The sequence below is a fragment of the Variovorax sp. TBS-050B genome, from assembly GCF_029893635.1.
In the GTDB taxonomy this organism is placed as follows: Bacteria; Pseudomonadota; Gammaproteobacteria; order Burkholderiales; family Burkholderiaceae_C; genus Variovorax.
In genome coordinates this window covers 2,921,219-2,937,375 of sequence record NZ_JARXYR010000002.1, presented here as the reverse complement: position 1 = coordinate 2,937,375, position 16,157 = coordinate 2,921,219, and the positions used below count along the sequence as shown (strand labels likewise).

Below are 16,157 nucleotides of genomic sequence, written 5' to 3'. Positions count from 1 at the left end.
CCAAGGCGAGGCTCAGGCCCGCACGATCCGCTTCATCAACAGGCTTTTCAGATCCCTTCGGGTATCGCAAACCAGATGGATGTAGGCCGTGTCGTCCCGCACCTCGTAGATGATGCGGTTCATGCCCGAGAGCATTTGCCTGTACTGCGCGATGTTCAGGTTCCGGAACTCGTCGGGCACCTTGCCCGACAGCGGATGCGCTTCGATCAGGGCCACGGCGTCCTTGAGCTTCCGGTAGCTCGTCGACCAGGTGCCCGCCCCGAAGTTCTTCACGACGTAGGCGCGCAGGTCTTGCAGGTCTGCCTCCGCGGAACGGAGGAAGACGACCCTCATGCCTTGTCTTCCTCGTCATCGAGGTCGGCGAACACCTCGGCCGCGGAGCGAAACTGCCCCTGCTCGATCTCGCGATGGCCCAGGGCGAGGATCTTGAGCAGCGCCAGCGTTTCCTCGTGCTCTTCGTAGGAGCGCACGTCCATCACGACGAGCTTCGCCTCGCCGTTCTGGGTGATCAGCATCGGCTCGCGGCTTTCCGACAGTTCCTTGACGATCTCGGCCGCATGGCTCTTGAGGTAGCTGATGGGTTTGACTTGCGTGGAGAGCTTCATGTCGCGATCCTTCCGAAGATTCGGACCGATTATGGTTCGAATTCAGTTCGATCGAAGTCGGGCGTTCAAAGAAGCCCCGTCATCCGCCCCGCCGCCGCCTGAAGCGCCCCGATGCGCCGCTCCGCATCGTCCATCGACATGCGCGCCGTCGGCGCATGCACCGCGAGCGCGGCGCGCACCGCACCGGCTGCGTCGCGCACCGGCACGGCCACGGCGACGAGGCCGGCGATGAACTCTTCGCGGTCGCGCGAATGGCCGCGGCGCGCGATCTCGTCGCACTCGGCGCGCAGCGCCTCGGCAGTGACGAGGGTGTTGGCGGTCATGCGTTCGAGCGGCAACCGGTCGATGACCGCGTCGCGCGCCTTCCCGGGCATCAGCGCGAGAAAGAGCTTGCCGCTCGCGGTGCAGTGCAGCGGCACGTGGGAGCCGACGTCGAGCGTGAGCCGAAGCGGCCACTGCGCCTCGACGCGGTCGAGATAGAGCACCTGCGCGCCGTCGAGCGTGGTGAGGTTGCAGGTCTCGCCGACCTCGCGCACCAGGGCGGCCAGCACCTCGTGGCGCAGGCCGCGCACGGTGCCGTGGTTCAGCGTGTCGAAGGCGAGCTGGCGCAGCGCGGGGCCGACGACGAAGGAGCGTTCGTCCACGTCGCGCGCCAGGAAACCCGTGGCCGTGAGCTGCGTGCAGATGCGGTGCGCCGTGCCCTTGGGCAGGCCGAGCTGCGCCGCCAGGTCGGCCAGCGTGAGCGCGCGGCCCTGGTTCGCGAGCAGCGCCAGCAGCCGCAGGCTGCGCTCGGCGGAAGAGCCGGAAGACGGCTCCTCGCTGGCGGCGGGAACGGCGTCGGACGCCGGGGCGGCAGGCACGCGCGCGGAACGTGGCATACGGGTAAACCTTAAAAATGGAACGTTGCGTTCCGAAAAACATTGTCCTAGGATGCATCGCATCGCCGGATGCCGATTGTTCCACCCTCAAGGAGTGCCATGCAGCGCGACGCGGAGTTCGATTACATCGTGGTGGGCGCCGGCTCCGCGGGCTGCGTGCTCGCGGGGCGCCTGAGCGAGGACCCGGCCACGCGCGTGCTGCTGCTCGAGGCGGGTCCGGCCGACCGGTCGCTGTGGATCCACCTGCCGATCGGCTACGGCAAGACGATGTGGAGCCCCACCTACAACTGGCGCTTCGAGACCGACCCCGATCCGAACATGAACGGCCGGCGCATCTACTGGCCGCGCGGCAAGACGCTGGGCGGATCGAGCTCGATCAACGGGCTGATCTACATCCGCGGCCAGCGCGAGGACTACGACCACTGGGCCGCGCTCGGCAACGCGGGCTGGGGCTACGAGGACGTGCTGCCCTACTTCATCCGCTCCGAAGGCAACCAGCGCGGCAGCGATGCCTTCCACGGCGGCGACGGCCCGCTCAAGGTGTCGGACATCGGCGCGAAGCACGAGCTGATCGAGGCCTTCATCGACGGCGCGGCGCAGATCGGCGTGCCGCGCACCGACGACTTCAACGGCACGGCGCAGGAAGGCGCGGGCTACTACCAGCTCACCACGCACCGGGGCTGGCGCTGCAGCACGGCCAAGGCCTATCTCGGGCCGGCGAAGAACCGGCCGAACCTGCGCATCGAGACCGAGGCGCTCGCCTCGCGGGTGGTGTTCGAGGGCCGGCGCGCGGTGGGCGTGCGCTTTCGCCAGGGCGGCGTCGAGAAGACCGCGCGCTGCCGCGCCGAGGTGCTGCTCGCGGCGGGCTCGATCCAGTCGCCGCAGCTGCTGCAGCTCTCGGGCGTCGGGCCGCGCGAGCTGCTCGGGCGCTTCGGCATTCCGGTGGTGCACGCACTGCCGGGCGTGGGCGAGAACCTGCAGGACCATCTGCAGATCCGCCTCGGCTACGAATGCGCCAAGCCGATCACCACCAACGACCAGCTCAACTCCTGGTTCGGCCAGGCGAGCATGGGCATGGAGTGGCTGATGCACCGCACGGGGCCGCTCGCGGTGGGCATCAACCAGGGCGGCTGCTTCATGCGCGCGCTGAAGGACGAACACGGCCGGCCGGTGGCGGCCACGCCCGACATCCAGTTCCACGTCGCCACGCTGTCGGCCGACATGGCGGGCGGCAAGGTGCATCCGTACTCGGGCTTCACGATGTCGGTGTGCCAGCTGCGGCCGGAATCGCGCGGGCATGTGCGCATCCGTTCGCTCGACGCGGCCGAGCCGCCCGAGATGCAGCCCAACTACCTCTCGACCGAACTCGACCGCGCGACCACAGTCGCCGGCGTGAAGGCCGCACGCGCCATCGCCGCCTCGCCCGCGATGCGCTCCTACGTCACGCGCGAGGTGAAGCCCGGCCCCGGCGCGGCGAGCGACGCCGACCTGCTGGAGTTCTGCCGCAACAACGGCGCCACCATCTTCCATCCCACCGGCACCTGCCGCATGGGCCGCGATGCGCTCGCGGTGGTCGACGCGCGGCTGCGCGTGCACGGCGTCGCGGGGCTGCGCGTGATTGACTGCTCGGCCATGCCCACGCTGGTGTCGGGCAACACCAACGCGCCGGCCGTGATGATGGCCGAGAAGGCCGTCGACATGATCCGGGAGGACGCCCTCGCGGCGGCCCCGGCGCTTCAGATCTAGTTCCGCAAACGGCGAACGGCCCGCAGAGGCCGCGACGACAAAACCCATAGGAGACAGACAAATGAGCGCAGCAACGAGCGACGAGAAATCGGTCCGCAGGGTCGTGGTGTCGGCCCTGGTGGGCGCCACCATCGAGTGGTACGACTTCTTCCTCTACGGCGTGGTGGCTGGCATCGTGTTCAACAAGCTCTACTTCCCGGGCAGCGATCCGGTGGTGTCGACCTTGCTGGCCTATACCACCTTCGCCGTCGGCTTCGTCACGCGGCCGCTGGGCGGCGTGATCTTCGGCCACTTCGGCGACAAGATCGGCCGCAAGAGCATGCTGGTCATCACGCTGATGATCATGGGCGTGGCCACCTTCCTGATCGGGCTGGTGCCCACCTATGCGCAGATCGGCATCGCGGCGCCGTTGCTGCTGCTTCTGCTGCGCATCGCACAGGGCATCGGCCTGGGCGGCGAATGGGGCGGCGCGGTGCTCATGGCCTACGAGTACGCGCCGAAGGAGAAACGCGGCTTCTACGCCTCGCTCCCGCAGATCGGCCTGGCGATCGGCCTGTGCATGGCCTCGGGCGTGGTGGCGCTGCTGTCTTGGCTGCTGACGGACGAGCAGTTCCTCTCGTGGGGCTGGCGCATCGCCTTCCTGCTCTCGGGCGTGATGGTGATCGTGGGCATGTACATCCGGCTGCACGTGCAGGAGACGCCGGAGTTCACCGCCGTGAAGGCGCGCAATGCCGAGCTGCGGATTCCGTTCATGGACATGCTGCGGCGCTATCCCGGCAACGTGCTCAAGGGCATGGGCGCGCGCTACATCGACGGCGTGTTCTTCAACGTGTTCGGCGTGTTCTCGATCAACTACCTCACGAGCACGCTGAAGCTCGACCGCACCGACGCGCTGCTCGGCGTGATGGCGGCGGCGGTGGTGATGTGCTTCGCGATCCCGTTTTTCGGTCGCATGTCCGACCGGCTCGGGCGGCCGAAGGTCTACATGTGGGGCTCGCTGATCACCGCGGTGTCGGCGTTCCCGGGCTTCTGGCTGATGACGCACAGCGGCGGCAACGTGCTGCTGGTGTGGCTCGCGATCATCATTCCGTTCGGCATCCTCTACGCGTCGGTGTACGGGCCCGAGGCCGCCCTCTTCTGCGACCTGTTCGATGCCAAGGTGCGCTACACCGGCATCTCCTTCGTCTACCAGTTCTCGGGCATCTTCGCCTCGGGCATCACGCCGATCATCGCCACCGCGCTGCTCAAGTCGGGCGGCGGCGATCCCTGGCAGATCTGCATGTACGTGCTGTTCGCGGGCGTGGTGTCGGCGGCCTGCGCCTGGATGATCGGCCGCTCGCCGGTGGCCGGGGAGGCGCCCGCGGACGCGGTGCAGCCTGCGCGCTAGCGGCCCGCTCCTGCTTCAGGTGCAGGCTGCGGATGCGCGGTGCTTCAGCGTGAAGAGGCCGACGTCGACCCGCTCGGCCATGAAGCCTGCCTCGCAGTAGCAGAGGTAGTACTCCCACAGCCGCTTGAACGCGGCATCGAAGCCCAGCGGTTCGATCGAGGGCCAGGCCGCGAGGAAGCGATGCCGCCATTCGGCGAGCGTGGCCGCATAGCTGGCGCCGAAGGATTCGGCCCGGGCCAGCGTGAGGCCGGCGCGGGCCGCCTCCGCTTCGAGGGCGCTCACCGAAGGCAGCATGCCGCCCGGGAAGATGAAGCGCTGGATGAAGTCGGGGCTGCGGCGGTAGCGCTCGAAGTGCGTATCGGCCATGGTGATCACCTGCACCACCGCCACGCCGCCCGGTGCGAGACGCCGGCGCAGCGTGTCGAAGTACACCGGCCAGTAGCGCTCGCCCACGGCCTCGAGCATCTCGATCGACACGATGCGGTCGTAGCTTCCTTCGGCATCGCGGTAATCCTGCAGCCGCAGGTCGACGCGCGAGCCCAGGCCCTGCGCATCCACGCGCTGCCGCGCATGCGCGAGCTGCTCGGTCGAGAGCGTGAGGCCGGTCACGCGTGCGCCGTGCCGGTCGGCCAGCGCGAGGGCGAGCGCGCCCCAGCCGCATCCGATCTCGAGCACGCGGTCGTCCGCCGCAGGCGCGAGCAGTTCGGCAATGCGCGCGATCTTGGCCGCCTGCGCTTCTTCGAGCGTCTCGTCGCCGGTGGCGTAGAGCGCGCTCGAATAGATCAGGTCGGGATCGAGCCACTTGGCGTAGAACGCGTTGCCCATGTCGTAGTGGAAGGCGATGTTGCGGCGGCTGCCGCGGCGCGTGTTGGCGCGCAGGCCGTGCACCGCGCGGCCGAACCAGCGGGCGGGCAGCGCGGCTTCGAAGGCGCGCCCCCAGGCCGCTTCGTTGCGGATGCCGAATTCGAGCAGCGCCGTGAGGTCCGGGCTCGACCAGTCGCCGTCGCGGTACGACTCCGCCAGGCCGATGTCGCCGCGCAGCAGCAGGCGTGCGAGCGGACGCCAGCGATGCAGGCTGATGGCCGCGTGCGGCCCGTCGGCGGCGCCGCGGCCTTCCACGCGCTCGCCGCCCGGCAGTTCGACCGCGACGCTGCCGCAGCGCACGCGGCGCAGCAGGCGCGCCAGCAGCCGCCGCAGCGGCCGGCGCGTCCACGCCGCAGGGGCGAAGGCGGCGGCGGGGTCCAGGGCCTCGGCGTTCAGACCGTTCGGCGATGAGGAAGAAGAGGTGTTCATGAGTCCTTGGTTCCAGCAACGATGCTCACCGGCTGCGCCGGCGCGGGCGGGCAGCTGCGCACGCGCGCGCCCTTGATCCACAGCCGCAGCGCTTCCCAGTGGATGGCGGCGACCACCTTCAGGGTCAGCAGCGGATGGGTGAAGAACACGCGCGCCAGCGCCGCGTCGCCGAGCGGGCGGCGCGCGGCATCGAAGCGCGCCACGAGCACCGGCCCTTCGGCGTCCGACACCGTGATGCCGATGCCGAGCCCCGGCCGCGCGGCATCGGGCGGCTCGACGCGGAAGTCGTAGCGCATCTCGAGATCGAGGAACGGCGAGACATGGAAGTGCTTGCCGCACTGTTGCGCGACAGGCCCGCCATGGCGTTGGTCTTCGCGCACCGGAATCAGGTAGCCGTGGCGCTGGCCGAAGGTGTTGTTCACCTCGTAGAGCACCGCCTGCAGCCCGCCTCCGGGGTGGTCGCAGAAATACACGCTCAACGGGTTGAACACGTGGCCCAGGATGCGCGGCATCGTCAGCAGGCGGATCGCGCCGCCGGTGACCAGGCCCGCGGCCTGCAGCTGGCGCTCCACGTGCGGGCGCAGGCCGTCGTCGCTGCCTGCGCCGTAGTCGCGTGCGTGCAGGCTGAACAGGTTGAAGCGGTCGAACGAAAAAAGCCGCAGCCGCGCGGAGAGCGCCGGCAACGCATCGACGTCCACCAGCATCGAGAACATGCGGTACGCCAGGCGATGGCGCGCCGGGCGCAGCCGCTGGTGCATGACGCGGCCGACGTAGAGGGCGGCCTCGTCGTTCAAGCGAGGGCCTCCGCCGCCAAGGTGGAGCGCAGCCGGATGCGGCCCGACTCGTCGGCCACCGTCCAGGGCCGGCGCACGCCGCCGAGCGCCTCGGCCACCGCCAGGCCGGCCTGCAGCCCGTCCTCATGGAAACCGGCGCCGAAGTAGGCCCCGCAGAACCAGGTGCGGCGCTGCCCCTGCAGCGACCACAGTTCGTCCTGCGCGCGCATGGCGTGGGGGTCGAACACCGGGTGCTCGTAGACCTCGCTGCGGATCAGGTGCTCGCGCGCCGGCTCCTGCGCCGGGTTCAGCGTGAGAAAGAGCGGCGTGTCGTCCGCAATGCCCTGCAGCCGGTTCATCCAGTAGGTGACGCACGGCGCGCCGTCGCGGCGGCGGTCGGCGGCGTAGTTCCAGCTCGACCAGACCGCGCGGCGCCGCGGCATCAGCGCCGGGTCGCTGTGCAGCACCGCGCGGTTGCGGCTGTAGCCGAAGGCGCCCAGCAGCCGCGTCTCGTCGGCAGTCGCGTCGGGCAGCAGGCGCAGCGCCTGATCGGCATGCGCGGCGATCACCACATGGTCGAAGCGCCGGGGCGCCGCCGCACGCTCGGTGCGCACGAAGACGCCGCCGGCCTCGCGCCGCAGTTCGAGCACGGCGCTGTCGAGCCGCAGCGGTTCGCCGATGCCCTCGGCCAGCCGCGCCACATAGCGCGCGCTGCCGCCGGTCACCGTGCGCCACGCGGGCCGGTCGCCCAGGTTCAGCAGATGGTGGTTCTCGCAGAAGCGGACGAAGGCTTCGGTCGGATAGTCGCCGATGCGCGCGGCGGGCGTGGACCAGATGGCCGCGGCCATCGGGTACAGGTGGTCTTCGCGGAAGGCGCGGCCGTAGCCGCGTGCATCCAGGTAGCTGTCGAGCGGCGCGAGCCCGAAGCGCGCCGCTTCGCCGGGCGCCTGCCGGTAGAAGCGCACCAGCTCGCGCAGCATCGACCAGAAGCGCGGCCGCACGAGATTGGCGCGCTGCGCGAACAGCCCCCGCAGCCCGCTGCCCGAATACTCCAGTGCGCCGCCGTCCAGGCTCACCGCGAACGACATCTCCGCGGGCTGCGTCGCCACGCCCAGGTGCGCGAACAGCGCCGTGAGGTTCGGGTACGCCGATTCGTTGTAGACGATGAAGCCGGTGTCCACCGCGATCGCCCCGGGGCCGGCGCCCACCTGCACGGTGTTGCTGTGGCCGCCGGCGCGGCTGTCGGCCTCGTACACCGTGACGCGGTGCCGCTGCGACAGCAGCCAGCCCGCCGCAAGGCCCGAGATGCCGCTCCCGACGACGGCGATGTCGAGCACCGGCCCGCCGGGTGCATGCGTGGGCGGCAGGGGCGCCTCGGGGGCGGCGGCAACGGTCATGAGGGCTCCGGAAAGAAGATGTAGCCGCTTGTACGCAGCCCTTTCCGGTTTGGATTTACCGGGCTCTTCCGTTTCCGCGCTGTGATCTAATCCCGCCGGCGGTGCGTAGGAGCAGCATGAACACCGTCCGACATCCCCAGGCACCGGTCCGTTCGCGCGCCGCGCCGCGCGCGCCCTGGCTGTCGATCGTGACACTGCATCAGGGCCGCGACGCGATGCCGACAAGCGAAGAACTCACCCGCCTGGCCGAAGCCATGGCACGCCACGGCGACAGGCAGGCCTTCGCCGCGCTGTTCAAGCATTTCGCGCCGCGCGTCAAGTCGTACCTGATCCGGCTCGGCACCTCCGAGGGCCTGGCCGAAGAGCTGGCGCAGGAGGCCATGGTCAACGTGTGGCGCAAGGCCGCGAGCTTCGACGCCCGCCGCGCCGGCGTCTCGACCTGGATCTTCACCATCGCGCGCAACCTGCGGGTGGACCATTTCCGGCGCGCGGGCAACCGCACGGCGGAGATCGGCGTGTCCGAGGACGAGGGCGACGATGCGCCGGACCCCCTGCCCCAGCCCGACGAGCTGCTGCTCGCCCGGCAGCGCGAGGCCGGCGTGCGCGAAGCCATGGCCCAGCTGCCGCCCGAACAGGCGCACGTGCTGCGCCTTTCCTTCTACGAAGAGCAGCCGCATGCGCAGATCGCCGCCACGCTCGGCCTTCCGCTCGGCACCGTCAAATCGCGCGTGCGCCTGGCCGTTCGCCATCTGCGCCGGCTGCTCGACCGACTCGAACCATGACCATCCAACACCATCCCGGCGACGAACTGCTGCTGGCCCATGCGGCCGGCAGCCTCGAGCGCGGACATTCGGTGGTCGTTGCCGCCCACCTCGAAGGCTGCGCGCACTGCCGCGAGCGCATGCGCGTCTTCGAGACGGTCGGCGGCGCGCTGCTGGAAGAACTGCCGCCCCACGCCATGGCGCCCGATGCGCTCGCGCGCACCATCGCCGCCATCGACGCGGCAGCGAGCTCGCCATCCCCCCCGGAGCAAGCCGCCCCGCTCCGGCGCCCCGCCCTGCCGCCCGGCATGGCCTGGCCGCGCTCGCTGGCCGACTGCCCCGCCACGCCCTGGCGCTGGCTCGGCCCCGGCATGCGCTGGAGCCGCGTCACCCTGCCGGACGACCCCGCGGCCAACGTCTTCCTGCTGCGCATCGGCGCGGGCAAGAACCTGCCGATGCACACCCACAGCGATTCCGAGCTCACGCAGGTGATGTACGGCACCTTCCACGACGGCCGCGCACTGTTCGGCCCCGGTGATTTCGACGAAGGCGACGGCAGCTTTCACCACCAGCCGGTGGTGCAGGCCGCCAGCGAATGCATCTGCCTGGCCTCGGTGCGCGGGCGGGTGCTGTTCAATGGGGTCATTGCGCGGACGCTGGGGGCGTTGGTGGGGATGTGAGGTGTGGGGGGGTGCCGTTGTGGGCTGTTGAGGGGGTGGGGCAAGGGCTGCTTTGGGCCCCTAAGCCGACCTCTGGATTTCTCTAAAGCAGTCGTTCTTTCCAATCGCGCAGAAGCTCCGCGTCGATGCGAAGCATCTCCAAGCCACCCCCATTCGGGTTGCTCACGCGCCACCAAGAACCGTCAGGGTCTTCGTAGTAGCCCATCAGGTGCTCACCGTCTCGCTCACCGAGGTAAGGCGAGGGATGGCGGGCGGAAACCTGAAATTGGTCAATCTGTCGCATGTGACGACGAATCAGCCACTGCGCTCGGTAGTAATCGAGGATGCTTCGCTCGTCAGGCGATGGCGGTCGCTGCGGCTCCTCTAGCCGAGCGCGACGCTCTGCAACAGACGGCGGGAGGGTTCCATCATCGACATAGGCAAAGAACCCTGCCCAATCTCGCGGCTCGCGCCATGAAGTCTGATAGACGCGGCGTTCGTCCGCTGAACGTGCTTGATACCAGGCGGTCCAGCGTTGCATATACGGCTCACCGTGGCCCATGCGCCAGCCGGCGCTCCCCATCGGAATGTCGGGAAACTCAACCCAAGGTGGATTCATGGCGCGCAATGAAAGTCTGGTTGTGACCGGCTTCGGTCCGCCAACCCGCTCGGTCAACGATACTCGATGATGAGCTTCCAGGGATGATTTTGGGAAGCGGCCGGTTGGCCGGCATGCGAACGGAAACATACCGAGAACCTGGTGTACCCATACTCATCTGAACCGTCCCTGGTTTCGAAATACAGACCGACGAGATAGTCACACTCGTATCGCTGCGCCTCTGGTCCAACGTCGAGTTCGATGAGGTGCCAATCGCCCTCATCCTTCATGAAGCTGTCCGCCATCTCGATGGCCTTCCGGCGTACTTCGCTAAGGGCGTCCACGACGGCCTTGGCTTGCTGAATCGCAACCGGGTCAGGCCCTTCTTCAGTCCCGCGAACGCACAAGCTGATGCCCTCGGAGCTTTCACCGTTCCATTCGGGTTTGCCGTCCGCCTTCGCTAGCGCTGTGTAGTTGAACAACTGTATTTCCCTTCGATTGGGGTTCGATGCCAACCATCTGGTTGTGGCCGCGTGCGGCCGCTCATCGTTCGGTCTCGTTCGTCTGCTTTCCAGTGACGACCGAGCCAACGAGCTCAACCGCAATCGACAATCCAAAGGCGAAAGCTGCTGCTCCGGATGCTCCAGCAGCAAGCAGCCCTATTGCGGCAACGACACAGGCCATTGAAAAGCAGTGGACGAACTTCACGACAGTCTCCGATCAAACGTCGAATCATCATTGTCCGGGAGCGAGGCGCTCGTGCCAACTTCCGGTTCCGACCGCTTGCACACGGGCATCAGGACTGCCATGTCAGGCGGTGTGTCGGATCGTGCTTCGTCCGCGGCGACGAGGCCTCATCGGTTGCGCTCACCATCGCGTACGGATTCGATCGCACCGTTGTAGATGCGAACAACCCCGTAGAACGTGCCTGGCCCTCGGTCGTAGGTCCACTCCTCCATGGGCACGCATTGATTCGCGAGCATCGCAGCAGGACTCCCTGGACGATAAGGCGTCACCACCCAGCCGAGCTGCAGCATCGAGACGCAGACGCCCTGGCGATGGATCGGCTCGCCGCACTTTTGGAGCAACGAGACGGGCGAGTCACCTTTGCTCACGAGCGCCCCGTTGCAACCCAAGGATTGGGAGGCCTCGACGGGCGAAACATGGATGGTCAGAAGCGCCGCCGCGAGCCAGCAGGCCGAACGGAGATGAGCCGATGCCGCAGGCTGGGGAGGAGCGCTGTTCATGCCGATCATCAGGAAAGGGACGCGATGCCGCCACTCTACCGCCTCACCGTCGCAGTGTGTGTTTTTGGTCGTTCCGCCTCCGCCGACGCAGCCGGCCGCACCCCGCGCCCATGCCCTCATCACCCCGATCGCGACACCACCCCCACCCCCAGCGCGACCTTCGCCGCCACGCCCGCAGTCACCGCAGTGACGAAGCTGCCCCAGCACAGGTCCGCCGCCGTCACCATCCACGGCCAGCCCTTCAGCGTGGCCTGGTTGGTCAGGTCGTAGGTGGCGTAGGCGACGAGGCCGAGCAGCGCGCCGTGCCCCAGCGCGGTGAGCCAGCGGCCGCTGGCGAGTGCGGGCAAGACCGCGAACACCACCACGCCGACCAGGTAGATCGCATAGAAGAGCGCGGCGGGGCCCAGCGAGAAGCGATCGAGCATCAGGTGGCCGAGCGCGGGGCGGTACAGCCGGTCGGCCATGGTGCTGAGCCAGATGGCGTCGAGCACCAGAAAGACGACGGCCGAGGCGAGGTAGGCGATGGCGAATTGCCGGAGGGACATGGGATGCTCCTGTTCGGAAGAATTGAAGAAGAAAAACGGATCAGGGCCGGCGCATCGCTGCCACCGCATCACTTCAGGCGATAGCTGAGCCGGCGCCCGCCATCGACGGTCGAATCGAGCGCGAGCCATTCGCCGCCCTCGGCCGCGTACCAGACGTCGATCGGCTGCGCCGGACCGTCGATGCGCCACCGCGTCGCGGCAACGGGCCGGCCGCGCACCTCGACCGTGCCGCCGCCCATGGCGCGCACCTGCACGTTCTCGCTGCGGCCGGTCTGCGCATTGAGAAGCCGTGCCTGCCGCTGGATGGCGGGGTTCCAGTAGGCGAAGCTCATCACGCAGCCCTTCAACGCCTGGGTGCCCGTGAGCGTAACCACGGCGAGGCCGGCGTCGCCCTGGGGCTGCGCGCGCACGCGGCTGGCTTCGCCGTCGTCGTCGGTGCTCGCTTCGAGTTCGCTCAGGCAATCGCCCTGCCATTGCTCGACCGCGCGGTGGCGGTAGCGGTAGACCGTCAGGCCCAGCAACTTGACGCGGAAGCTGGCCTCGCTGATCACCTTGCGCGCATCGGCCGGACCCGTGACGCTGAAGCGGTGCTCGCCGATCGGCTGATCGTCGAGGAAGACGCCGAAGTTCCAGGCCTCGGCTTGGGCGGTGCCGGCCAGCGCGGCCGATGCGGCCAGCACGAAGGGCAAGCGCGCCTTCATCGCGGCGCCTTTCGCACGGGGCCCGGCACGAAGGCATTGGTGCGGGCGATGTACTCGCGGTACGCGGGGCGGCGCTCGGCGATGTCCTGCTCCAGCAGGCGAACGCCCGACACCCTGAGCAGCAGCACCGTCATGAGCACCGGCGACACCGCGCTCCACGCACCGCCCCAGCCGGCACCGCCCACCGCCACGAGCCACAGCCCCCACCAGACGCAGGCCTCGCCGAAATAGTTCGGATGCCGCGTGTAGCGCCAGAGGCCGCGGTCCATCACCTGTCCTTCGTTCCCGCGGTCGGCTTTGAAGCGCGCCATCTGCGCATCGGCCACGGCCTCGAAGACCAGGCCGAAGAGCGCGAGCGCGAAGCCGGCCGCATCGAGCGCGTTCAGCGGGCGTGCTTCGGACATGCCGGCAAGCAACGGCGCCGAGACCACCCAGGCCAGCACGGCCTGGAGCCCGAACACGAGGTACAGGCTCTTGAACCCGAAGTTCGGCTGGTTGCGCGCGCGGATCCGGCGGTAGCGCCGGTCTTCGCCGTGACCCCAGTTGCGCCAGGTGATGAACAGGCTGAGCCGCAGGGCCCAGGCGCCGGCGAGCAGCAGCATGCCCATCCCGCGCAGCCCGACCTGCGGCCGCAGCCAGACGAAGTACATCGCCCCGGCGCCCGCGATGCACAGCGACCAGACGCGGTCGACCAGGCTCGCATCGCTGCGTGCAAGGCTCGCGCCCCAGGTCGCGAACGCCAGCGCGGCCGTGAAGGCCAGCCCGGCCAGCGCCGCGCCGAAGAAGCCGGCTTCCTCAGCCATGGTGCGTGCCGCCGGGCGCGCTCACGCCGTCGAAGCGGACCGACAGGCGCATCAGCACCGGCATGAGCACCGCCCACACCAGCGCCAGCGTCAGCAGCGCGGGCACGGCATGCACGAACTGCGCACCGCCCAGCCGCACGCCGGAGACGAAGGCCAGCGGCCCCAGCGCCGCACCGAGCGCCGCCGCCAGCCACGGCCGCCCGCGAAGCCATCGCATCGTCACGTTGAGCGCGATGGCGAGCAGGCCCCAGAGTGCGACCATCCAGTACGGTGCGAGCTGCGGCACCGGCTGGCCTGAGGGATAAACCACATGGCCCTGCTGCACGATCGCGGTCTCGACGACCAAGCCGATGAGGCAGGCCAGCGCCACGAGCCGCGCCTCGCGTGCCGGCCGGGCCGACACGAAGAGATGCCAGCCGATCGCGGCGGCCACGCAGGCCGTGCCGGCGAGCGGCTGGCCGTGGGCCGCCCCCACCACCGCGGCAAACCATGCGAGCTGGAACACGGCGAAGTTCGACAGCTGGATCGCGCGCGTCGGCCCGGCATGCAGCGGTGCGCGCGCCAAGGTGGCGGTGACGGCGGCCGGCAGATCGGCGCTGCGCATCATGCGCGCCGCTCGAAAAGATAGTGGCTCACCCACCACCGCTGCCCGCCCTCGAAGCCGAACAGCTCGGCCACCGACATGAAGAACAGCCGCCAGCGGGTCCACCAGACCTCGGCCTCGTCGCCGTAGGTGGCCTGGAAGAGCGGCAGCAGCATGCTGCGCCGCTCGTCCATGTTGCGCAGCCAGGCCTCGGCGGTGCGCTGGTAGTGGATGCCGTCCCAGCGCCACTGGTCGCGCAGGCGCAGGTCGTCCTGGCAGCGCAGGGCCAGGTCGTCGCTCGGCATCATGCCGCCGGAGAAGAAATGGCGGCTCATCCAGTCGCTCGCGTCGCGCTCGACGAAGGCGTACGGCGCGCCGCGGTGCGCGAAGACATGCATGAAGAACCGCCCCTCCGGGCGCAACCAGCGCGCCACGTTGGCGAAGGCGCGCGGCCAGTTGCGCAGGTGTTCGAACATCTCGACCGAGACGATGCGGTCGAAACGCGCCGGGGTGTCGAAGACGTTGAAGTCCTGGGTGATCACGCGAAGGTTGCGCAACCCCTGGCGCTCGGCTTCGCGCTCGATGTGGTCGCGCTGCGAGTGCGAGTTGGAGAGCGCAGTGATGCGGCTCGCCGGATAGTGCCGCGCCATCCACAGCGACAGCGAGCCCCAGCCGCAGCCCAGTTCGAGCACGTCCTGCCCGTCCGCCAGGCCGGCGCGCTCGCAGGTAGCCGCCAGTGCCGCGGTTTCGGCCTGCGGCAGCGTCGCGGCGCCCTCGGGCCAGAAGCAGCTGCTGTACTTGCGGTGCGGGCCCAGCACCGCGCCGAAGAAGCCCGCGGGCACTTCGTAGTGCTGCTCGTTGGCCTTCTCGGCCAGCGGCGCCAGCTCGGCCGCGCGCGCATGCCGTGCACGAACGCCCGCGTGATCTCGGCGGTCTCGGCGGCGGCGCCGTCGTGCAGCTCGGCCAGCCGCGCCTTCAGCAGGCGGCGGATGCCCAGCCGCACCAGGCGGTCGGGCACCAGCCCCTGTTCGACGGATCGGATGGCGAGTTCGGTGGTTTGCGGCATGCGCGTGGGTCCTTGTCCGCGGCTCGAAAAAGGGTGCCGCCACGCGCTATACGCAGGAAGCGGCCGGCTGGATCTGCGGCGGTCGGCGAGAACTGGAACAATGCGGCCACCATGGACGGCCTCGACCTCATCAAAACATTCCGCGAAGTTGCGTTCCGCCGCAGCTTCTCCCGCGCAGCCATTTCGCTGGGCATGTCGAAAGCCACCGTCAGCCGCTACGTCGCCGAACTCGAGGACCGCAGCGGCGTGCGCCTGCTGAACCGCTCCACCCGGTCGCTCAGCCTGACCGATGCCGGCCAGGTGCTGCTCGACCGCAGCACCGAACTGGTGGCGATGGCCGAGAACACGCTCAACGACCTGCAGGCGCACGGCGCCCATCCGCGCGGGCGGCTGCGCATGAGCGCGCCGCACGGGCTGATCGCGGGCTGGCTCTCGGACGTGATCGCCGATTTCATCAAGCGCTACCCCGACGTGTACGTGAGCCTGGTCTTCACCAACAGCGCGATCGACCTGATCGAGGAAGGCATCGACATCCACCTGACCGGCGGACGCATCGACGACATGAACCTGATCGTGCGCCGGCTGGTGCAGTTCGAGATGGTGGTCTGCGCGAGCCCGTCGTACTGGGCGCAGCGCGGCATGCCGCAGGTGCCCGAGGACCTGTCGCGCCACGACGTGCTGAGCTATTCGGCCGCGCCCACCACCCACCTGCGCTTCGAGGCCGGCGGCGAGGGCTACGAAGTGCCGGTGCACAGCCGCATGGAAGCCAACGACGCGGTCGCGCTGATCGAGCTCGCGCTGCGCGGCGCGGGCGTGGCCTACGTGCCCGAGCCGCTCGCGCAGTCGCATCTGGAGCGCGGCGCGCTGGTGCCGGTGCTGCGCGACCACATGCCGCACGACCACTGGCTCTATGCCGCCTATTCGCAGCGGCGCCACAACAGCGCGGCCATGCGCGCGATGCTCGATTTCCTGGAGCAGTCGGTGGCCTCGAATGGCGGCGGGCTGCCGGTGCTGCCGCCGGCCGTGCCCGTGGCGCCGCTCACGTGCGCCCTTTCCAGGCCGTCAGGTATCGCCCGTGCCAGTGCGTCGGTCGGCCGGTCCGCTTCGTAAGATGG

General features: G+C 69.2%; 19 protein-coding genes. 5 read left to right on the top strand and 14 right to left on the bottom strand.

Annotated features, from left to right (window positions below; translation table 11 throughout):
- Positions 1-12: 12 nt before the first annotated feature.
- The 3 genes from M2165_RS16660 to M2165_RS16650 all read right to left on the bottom strand — a co-directional run bounded on the left by M2165_RS16660 (position 13) and on the right by M2165_RS16650 (position 1,483).
- Positions 13-333, bottom strand: coding sequence for a type II toxin-antitoxin system RelE/ParE family toxin (locus M2165_RS16660; RefSeq protein WP_280815708.1), 321 nt, complete (start codon positions 331-333; stop codon positions 13-15).
- On the bottom strand, positions 330-605 hold the full coding sequence (locus M2165_RS16655) for a type II toxin-antitoxin system Phd/YefM family antitoxin (protein WP_280815707.1): 276 nt from the start codon (positions 603-605) through the stop codon (positions 330-332). Before M2165_RS16655 ends, M2165_RS16660 begins: the two co-directional genes overlap by 4 nt.
- 65 nt (positions 606-670) lie before the next feature.
- Positions 671-1,483, bottom strand: coding sequence for an IclR family transcriptional regulator (locus tag M2165_RS16650; RefSeq protein ID WP_280815706.1), 813 nt, complete (start codon positions 1,481-1,483; stop codon positions 671-673).
- 99 nt (positions 1,484-1,582) lie between these two features.
- On the opposite strand from M2165_RS16650, the gene M2165_RS16645 reads away from it, so the two are divergent.
- Together M2165_RS16645 and M2165_RS16640 are read left to right on the top strand one after the other, a co-directional pair.
- The gene (locus M2165_RS16645) at positions 1,583-3,229 is read left to right on the top strand and encodes a choline dehydrogenase (RefSeq protein ID WP_280815705.1); all 1,647 of its coding nucleotides are present in this window, start codon (positions 1,583-1,585) and stop codon (positions 3,227-3,229) included.
- 61 nt (positions 3,230-3,290) lie between these two features.
- Positions 3,291-4,616: an MFS transporter gene (locus M2165_RS16640; protein ID WP_280815704.1), complete on the top strand. Its 1,326-nt coding sequence runs from the start codon at positions 3,291-3,293 to the stop codon at positions 4,614-4,616.
- Positions 4,617-4,631: 15 nt separating this feature from the next.
- Here M2165_RS16640 and M2165_RS16635 read toward each other — a convergent pair whose 3' ends face one another.
- From M2165_RS16635 to M2165_RS16625, 3 genes are read right to left on the bottom strand one after another with little or no spacing between them, the layout of a single operon-like run.
- Entirely contained in the window at positions 4,632-5,909 is a 1,278-nt protein-coding gene (locus M2165_RS16635; protein WP_280815703.1) for a cyclopropane-fatty-acyl-phospholipid synthase family protein, read from the bottom strand.
- On the bottom strand, positions 5,906-6,703 hold the full coding sequence (locus M2165_RS16630; protein ID WP_280815702.1) for a DUF1365 family protein: 798 nt from the start codon (positions 6,701-6,703) through the stop codon (positions 5,906-5,908). Before M2165_RS16630 ends, M2165_RS16635 begins: the two co-directional genes overlap by 4 nt.
- Entirely contained in the window at positions 6,700-8,079 is a 1,380-nt protein-coding gene (locus tag M2165_RS16625; protein WP_280815701.1) for an FAD-dependent oxidoreductase, read from the bottom strand. Before M2165_RS16625 ends, M2165_RS16630 begins: the two co-directional genes overlap by 4 nt.
- Before the next feature lie 116 nt (positions 8,080-8,195).
- Between M2165_RS16625 and M2165_RS16620 the strand changes: the two genes are divergently transcribed.
- Positions 8,196-8,861: a sigma-70 family RNA polymerase sigma factor gene (locus tag M2165_RS16620; RefSeq protein WP_280815700.1), complete on the top strand. Its 666-nt coding sequence runs from the start codon at positions 8,196-8,198 to the stop codon at positions 8,859-8,861.
- Complete coding sequence (locus M2165_RS16615; protein WP_280815699.1) at positions 8,858-9,520, top strand: ChrR family anti-sigma-E factor; 663 nt, start codon at positions 8,858-8,860, stop codon at positions 9,518-9,520. Before M2165_RS16620 ends, M2165_RS16615 begins: the two co-directional genes overlap by 4 nt.
- 82 nt (positions 9,521-9,602) lie before the next feature.
- Here M2165_RS16615 and M2165_RS16610 read toward each other — a convergent pair whose 3' ends face one another.
- The 8 genes from M2165_RS16610 to M2165_RS16575 form a co-directional block, all read right to left on the bottom strand.
- Positions 9,603-10,118, bottom strand: a complete 516-nt coding sequence (locus M2165_RS16610; RefSeq protein WP_280815698.1) for a hypothetical protein — start codon at positions 10,116-10,118, stop codon at positions 9,603-9,605.
- Between the two features lie 53 nt (positions 10,119-10,171).
- Positions 10,172-10,579, bottom strand: coding sequence for a hypothetical protein (locus M2165_RS16605; RefSeq protein ID WP_280815697.1), 408 nt, complete (start codon positions 10,577-10,579; stop codon positions 10,172-10,174).
- A 372-nt stretch (positions 10,580-10,951) separates the two neighbouring features.
- Entirely contained in the window at positions 10,952-11,353 is a 402-nt protein-coding gene (locus M2165_RS16600) for a DUF2845 domain-containing protein (RefSeq protein ID WP_280815696.1), read from the bottom strand.
- A gap of 110 nt (positions 11,354-11,463) precedes the next feature.
- Entirely contained in the window at positions 11,464-11,889 is a 426-nt protein-coding gene (locus tag M2165_RS16595; RefSeq protein WP_280815695.1) for a DUF2177 family protein, read from the bottom strand.
- Positions 11,890-11,957: 68 nt separating this feature from the next.
- Entirely contained in the window at positions 11,958-12,590 is a 633-nt protein-coding gene (locus M2165_RS16590; RefSeq protein WP_280815694.1) for a DUF6134 family protein, read from the bottom strand.
- On the bottom strand, positions 12,587-13,393 hold the full coding sequence (locus tag M2165_RS16585) for a DUF1295 domain-containing protein (RefSeq protein ID WP_280815693.1): 807 nt from the start codon (positions 13,391-13,393) through the stop codon (positions 12,587-12,589). Before M2165_RS16585 ends, M2165_RS16590 begins: the two co-directional genes overlap by 4 nt.
- Positions 13,386-14,000: a DUF2878 domain-containing protein gene (locus M2165_RS16580; RefSeq protein WP_280815692.1), complete on the bottom strand. Its 615-nt coding sequence runs from the start codon at positions 13,998-14,000 to the stop codon at positions 13,386-13,388. Before M2165_RS16580 ends, M2165_RS16585 begins: the two co-directional genes overlap by 8 nt.
- Positions 13,997-14,818 (bottom strand): cyclopropane-fatty-acyl-phospholipid synthase family protein, encoded by an 822-nt coding sequence (locus M2165_RS16575; protein WP_348541052.1) that lies wholly within the window; start codon positions 14,816-14,818, stop codon positions 13,997-13,999. The genes M2165_RS16580 and M2165_RS16575 overlap by 4 nt, the downstream gene beginning before the upstream one ends.
- 335 nt (positions 14,819-15,153) lie before the next feature.
- On the opposite strand from M2165_RS16575, the gene M2165_RS16570 reads away from it, so the two are divergent.
- Positions 15,154-16,152 (top strand): LysR family transcriptional regulator, encoded by a 999-nt coding sequence (locus tag M2165_RS16570; protein WP_280815691.1) that lies wholly within the window; start codon positions 15,154-15,156, stop codon positions 16,150-16,152.
- Positions 16,153-16,157 lie beyond the last annotated feature (5 nt).

Coding starts and splice junctions, on each gene's coding strand:
- M2165_RS16660 (WP_280815708.1), bottom strand. CDS start 333: ATGAGGGTCGTCTTCCTCCGTTCCGCGGAGGCAGACCTGCAAGACCTG.
- M2165_RS16655 (WP_280815707.1), bottom strand. CDS start 605: ATGAAGCTCTCCACGCAAGTCAAACCCATCAGCTACCTCAAGAGCCAT.
- M2165_RS16650 (WP_280815706.1), bottom strand. CDS start 1,483: ATGCCACGTTCCGCGCGCGTGCCTGCCGCCCCGGCGTCCGACGCCGTT.
- M2165_RS16645 (WP_280815705.1), top strand. CDS start 1,583: ATGCAGCGCGACGCGGAGTTCGATTACATCGTGGTGGGCGCCGGCTCC.
- M2165_RS16640 (WP_280815704.1), top strand. CDS start 3,291: ATGAGCGCAGCAACGAGCGACGAGAAATCGGTCCGCAGGGTCGTGGTG.
- M2165_RS16635 (WP_280815703.1), bottom strand. CDS start 5,909: ATGAACACCTCTTCTTCCTCATCGCCGAACGGTCTGAACGCCGAGGCC.
- M2165_RS16625 (WP_280815701.1), bottom strand. CDS start 8,079: ATGACCGTTGCCGCCGCCCCCGAGGCGCCCCTGCCGCCCACGCATGCA.
- M2165_RS16620 (WP_280815700.1), top strand. CDS start 8,196: ATGAACACCGTCCGACATCCCCAGGCACCGGTCCGTTCGCGCGCCGCG.
- M2165_RS16615 (WP_280815699.1), top strand. CDS start 8,858: ATGACCATCCAACACCATCCCGGCGACGAACTGCTGCTGGCCCATGCG.
- M2165_RS16610 (WP_280815698.1), bottom strand. CDS start 10,118: ATGAATCCACCTTGGGTTGAGTTTCCCGACATTCCGATGGGGAGCGCC.
- M2165_RS16600 (WP_280815696.1), bottom strand. CDS start 11,353: ATGATCGGCATGAACAGCGCTCCTCCCCAGCCTGCGGCATCGGCTCAT.
- M2165_RS16595 (WP_280815695.1), bottom strand. CDS start 11,889: ATGTCCCTCCGGCAATTCGCCATCGCCTACCTCGCCTCGGCCGTCGTC.
- M2165_RS16590 (WP_280815694.1), bottom strand. CDS start 12,590: ATGAAGGCGCGCTTGCCCTTCGTGCTGGCCGCATCGGCCGCGCTGGCC.
- M2165_RS16585 (WP_280815693.1), bottom strand. CDS start 13,393: ATGGCTGAGGAAGCCGGCTTCTTCGGCGCGGCGCTGGCCGGGCTGGCC.
- M2165_RS16580 (WP_280815692.1), bottom strand. CDS start 14,000: ATGATGCGCAGCGCCGATCTGCCGGCCGCCGTCACCGCCACCTTGGCG.
- M2165_RS16570 (WP_280815691.1), top strand. CDS start 15,154: ATGGACGGCCTCGACCTCATCAAAACATTCCGCGAAGTTGCGTTCCGC.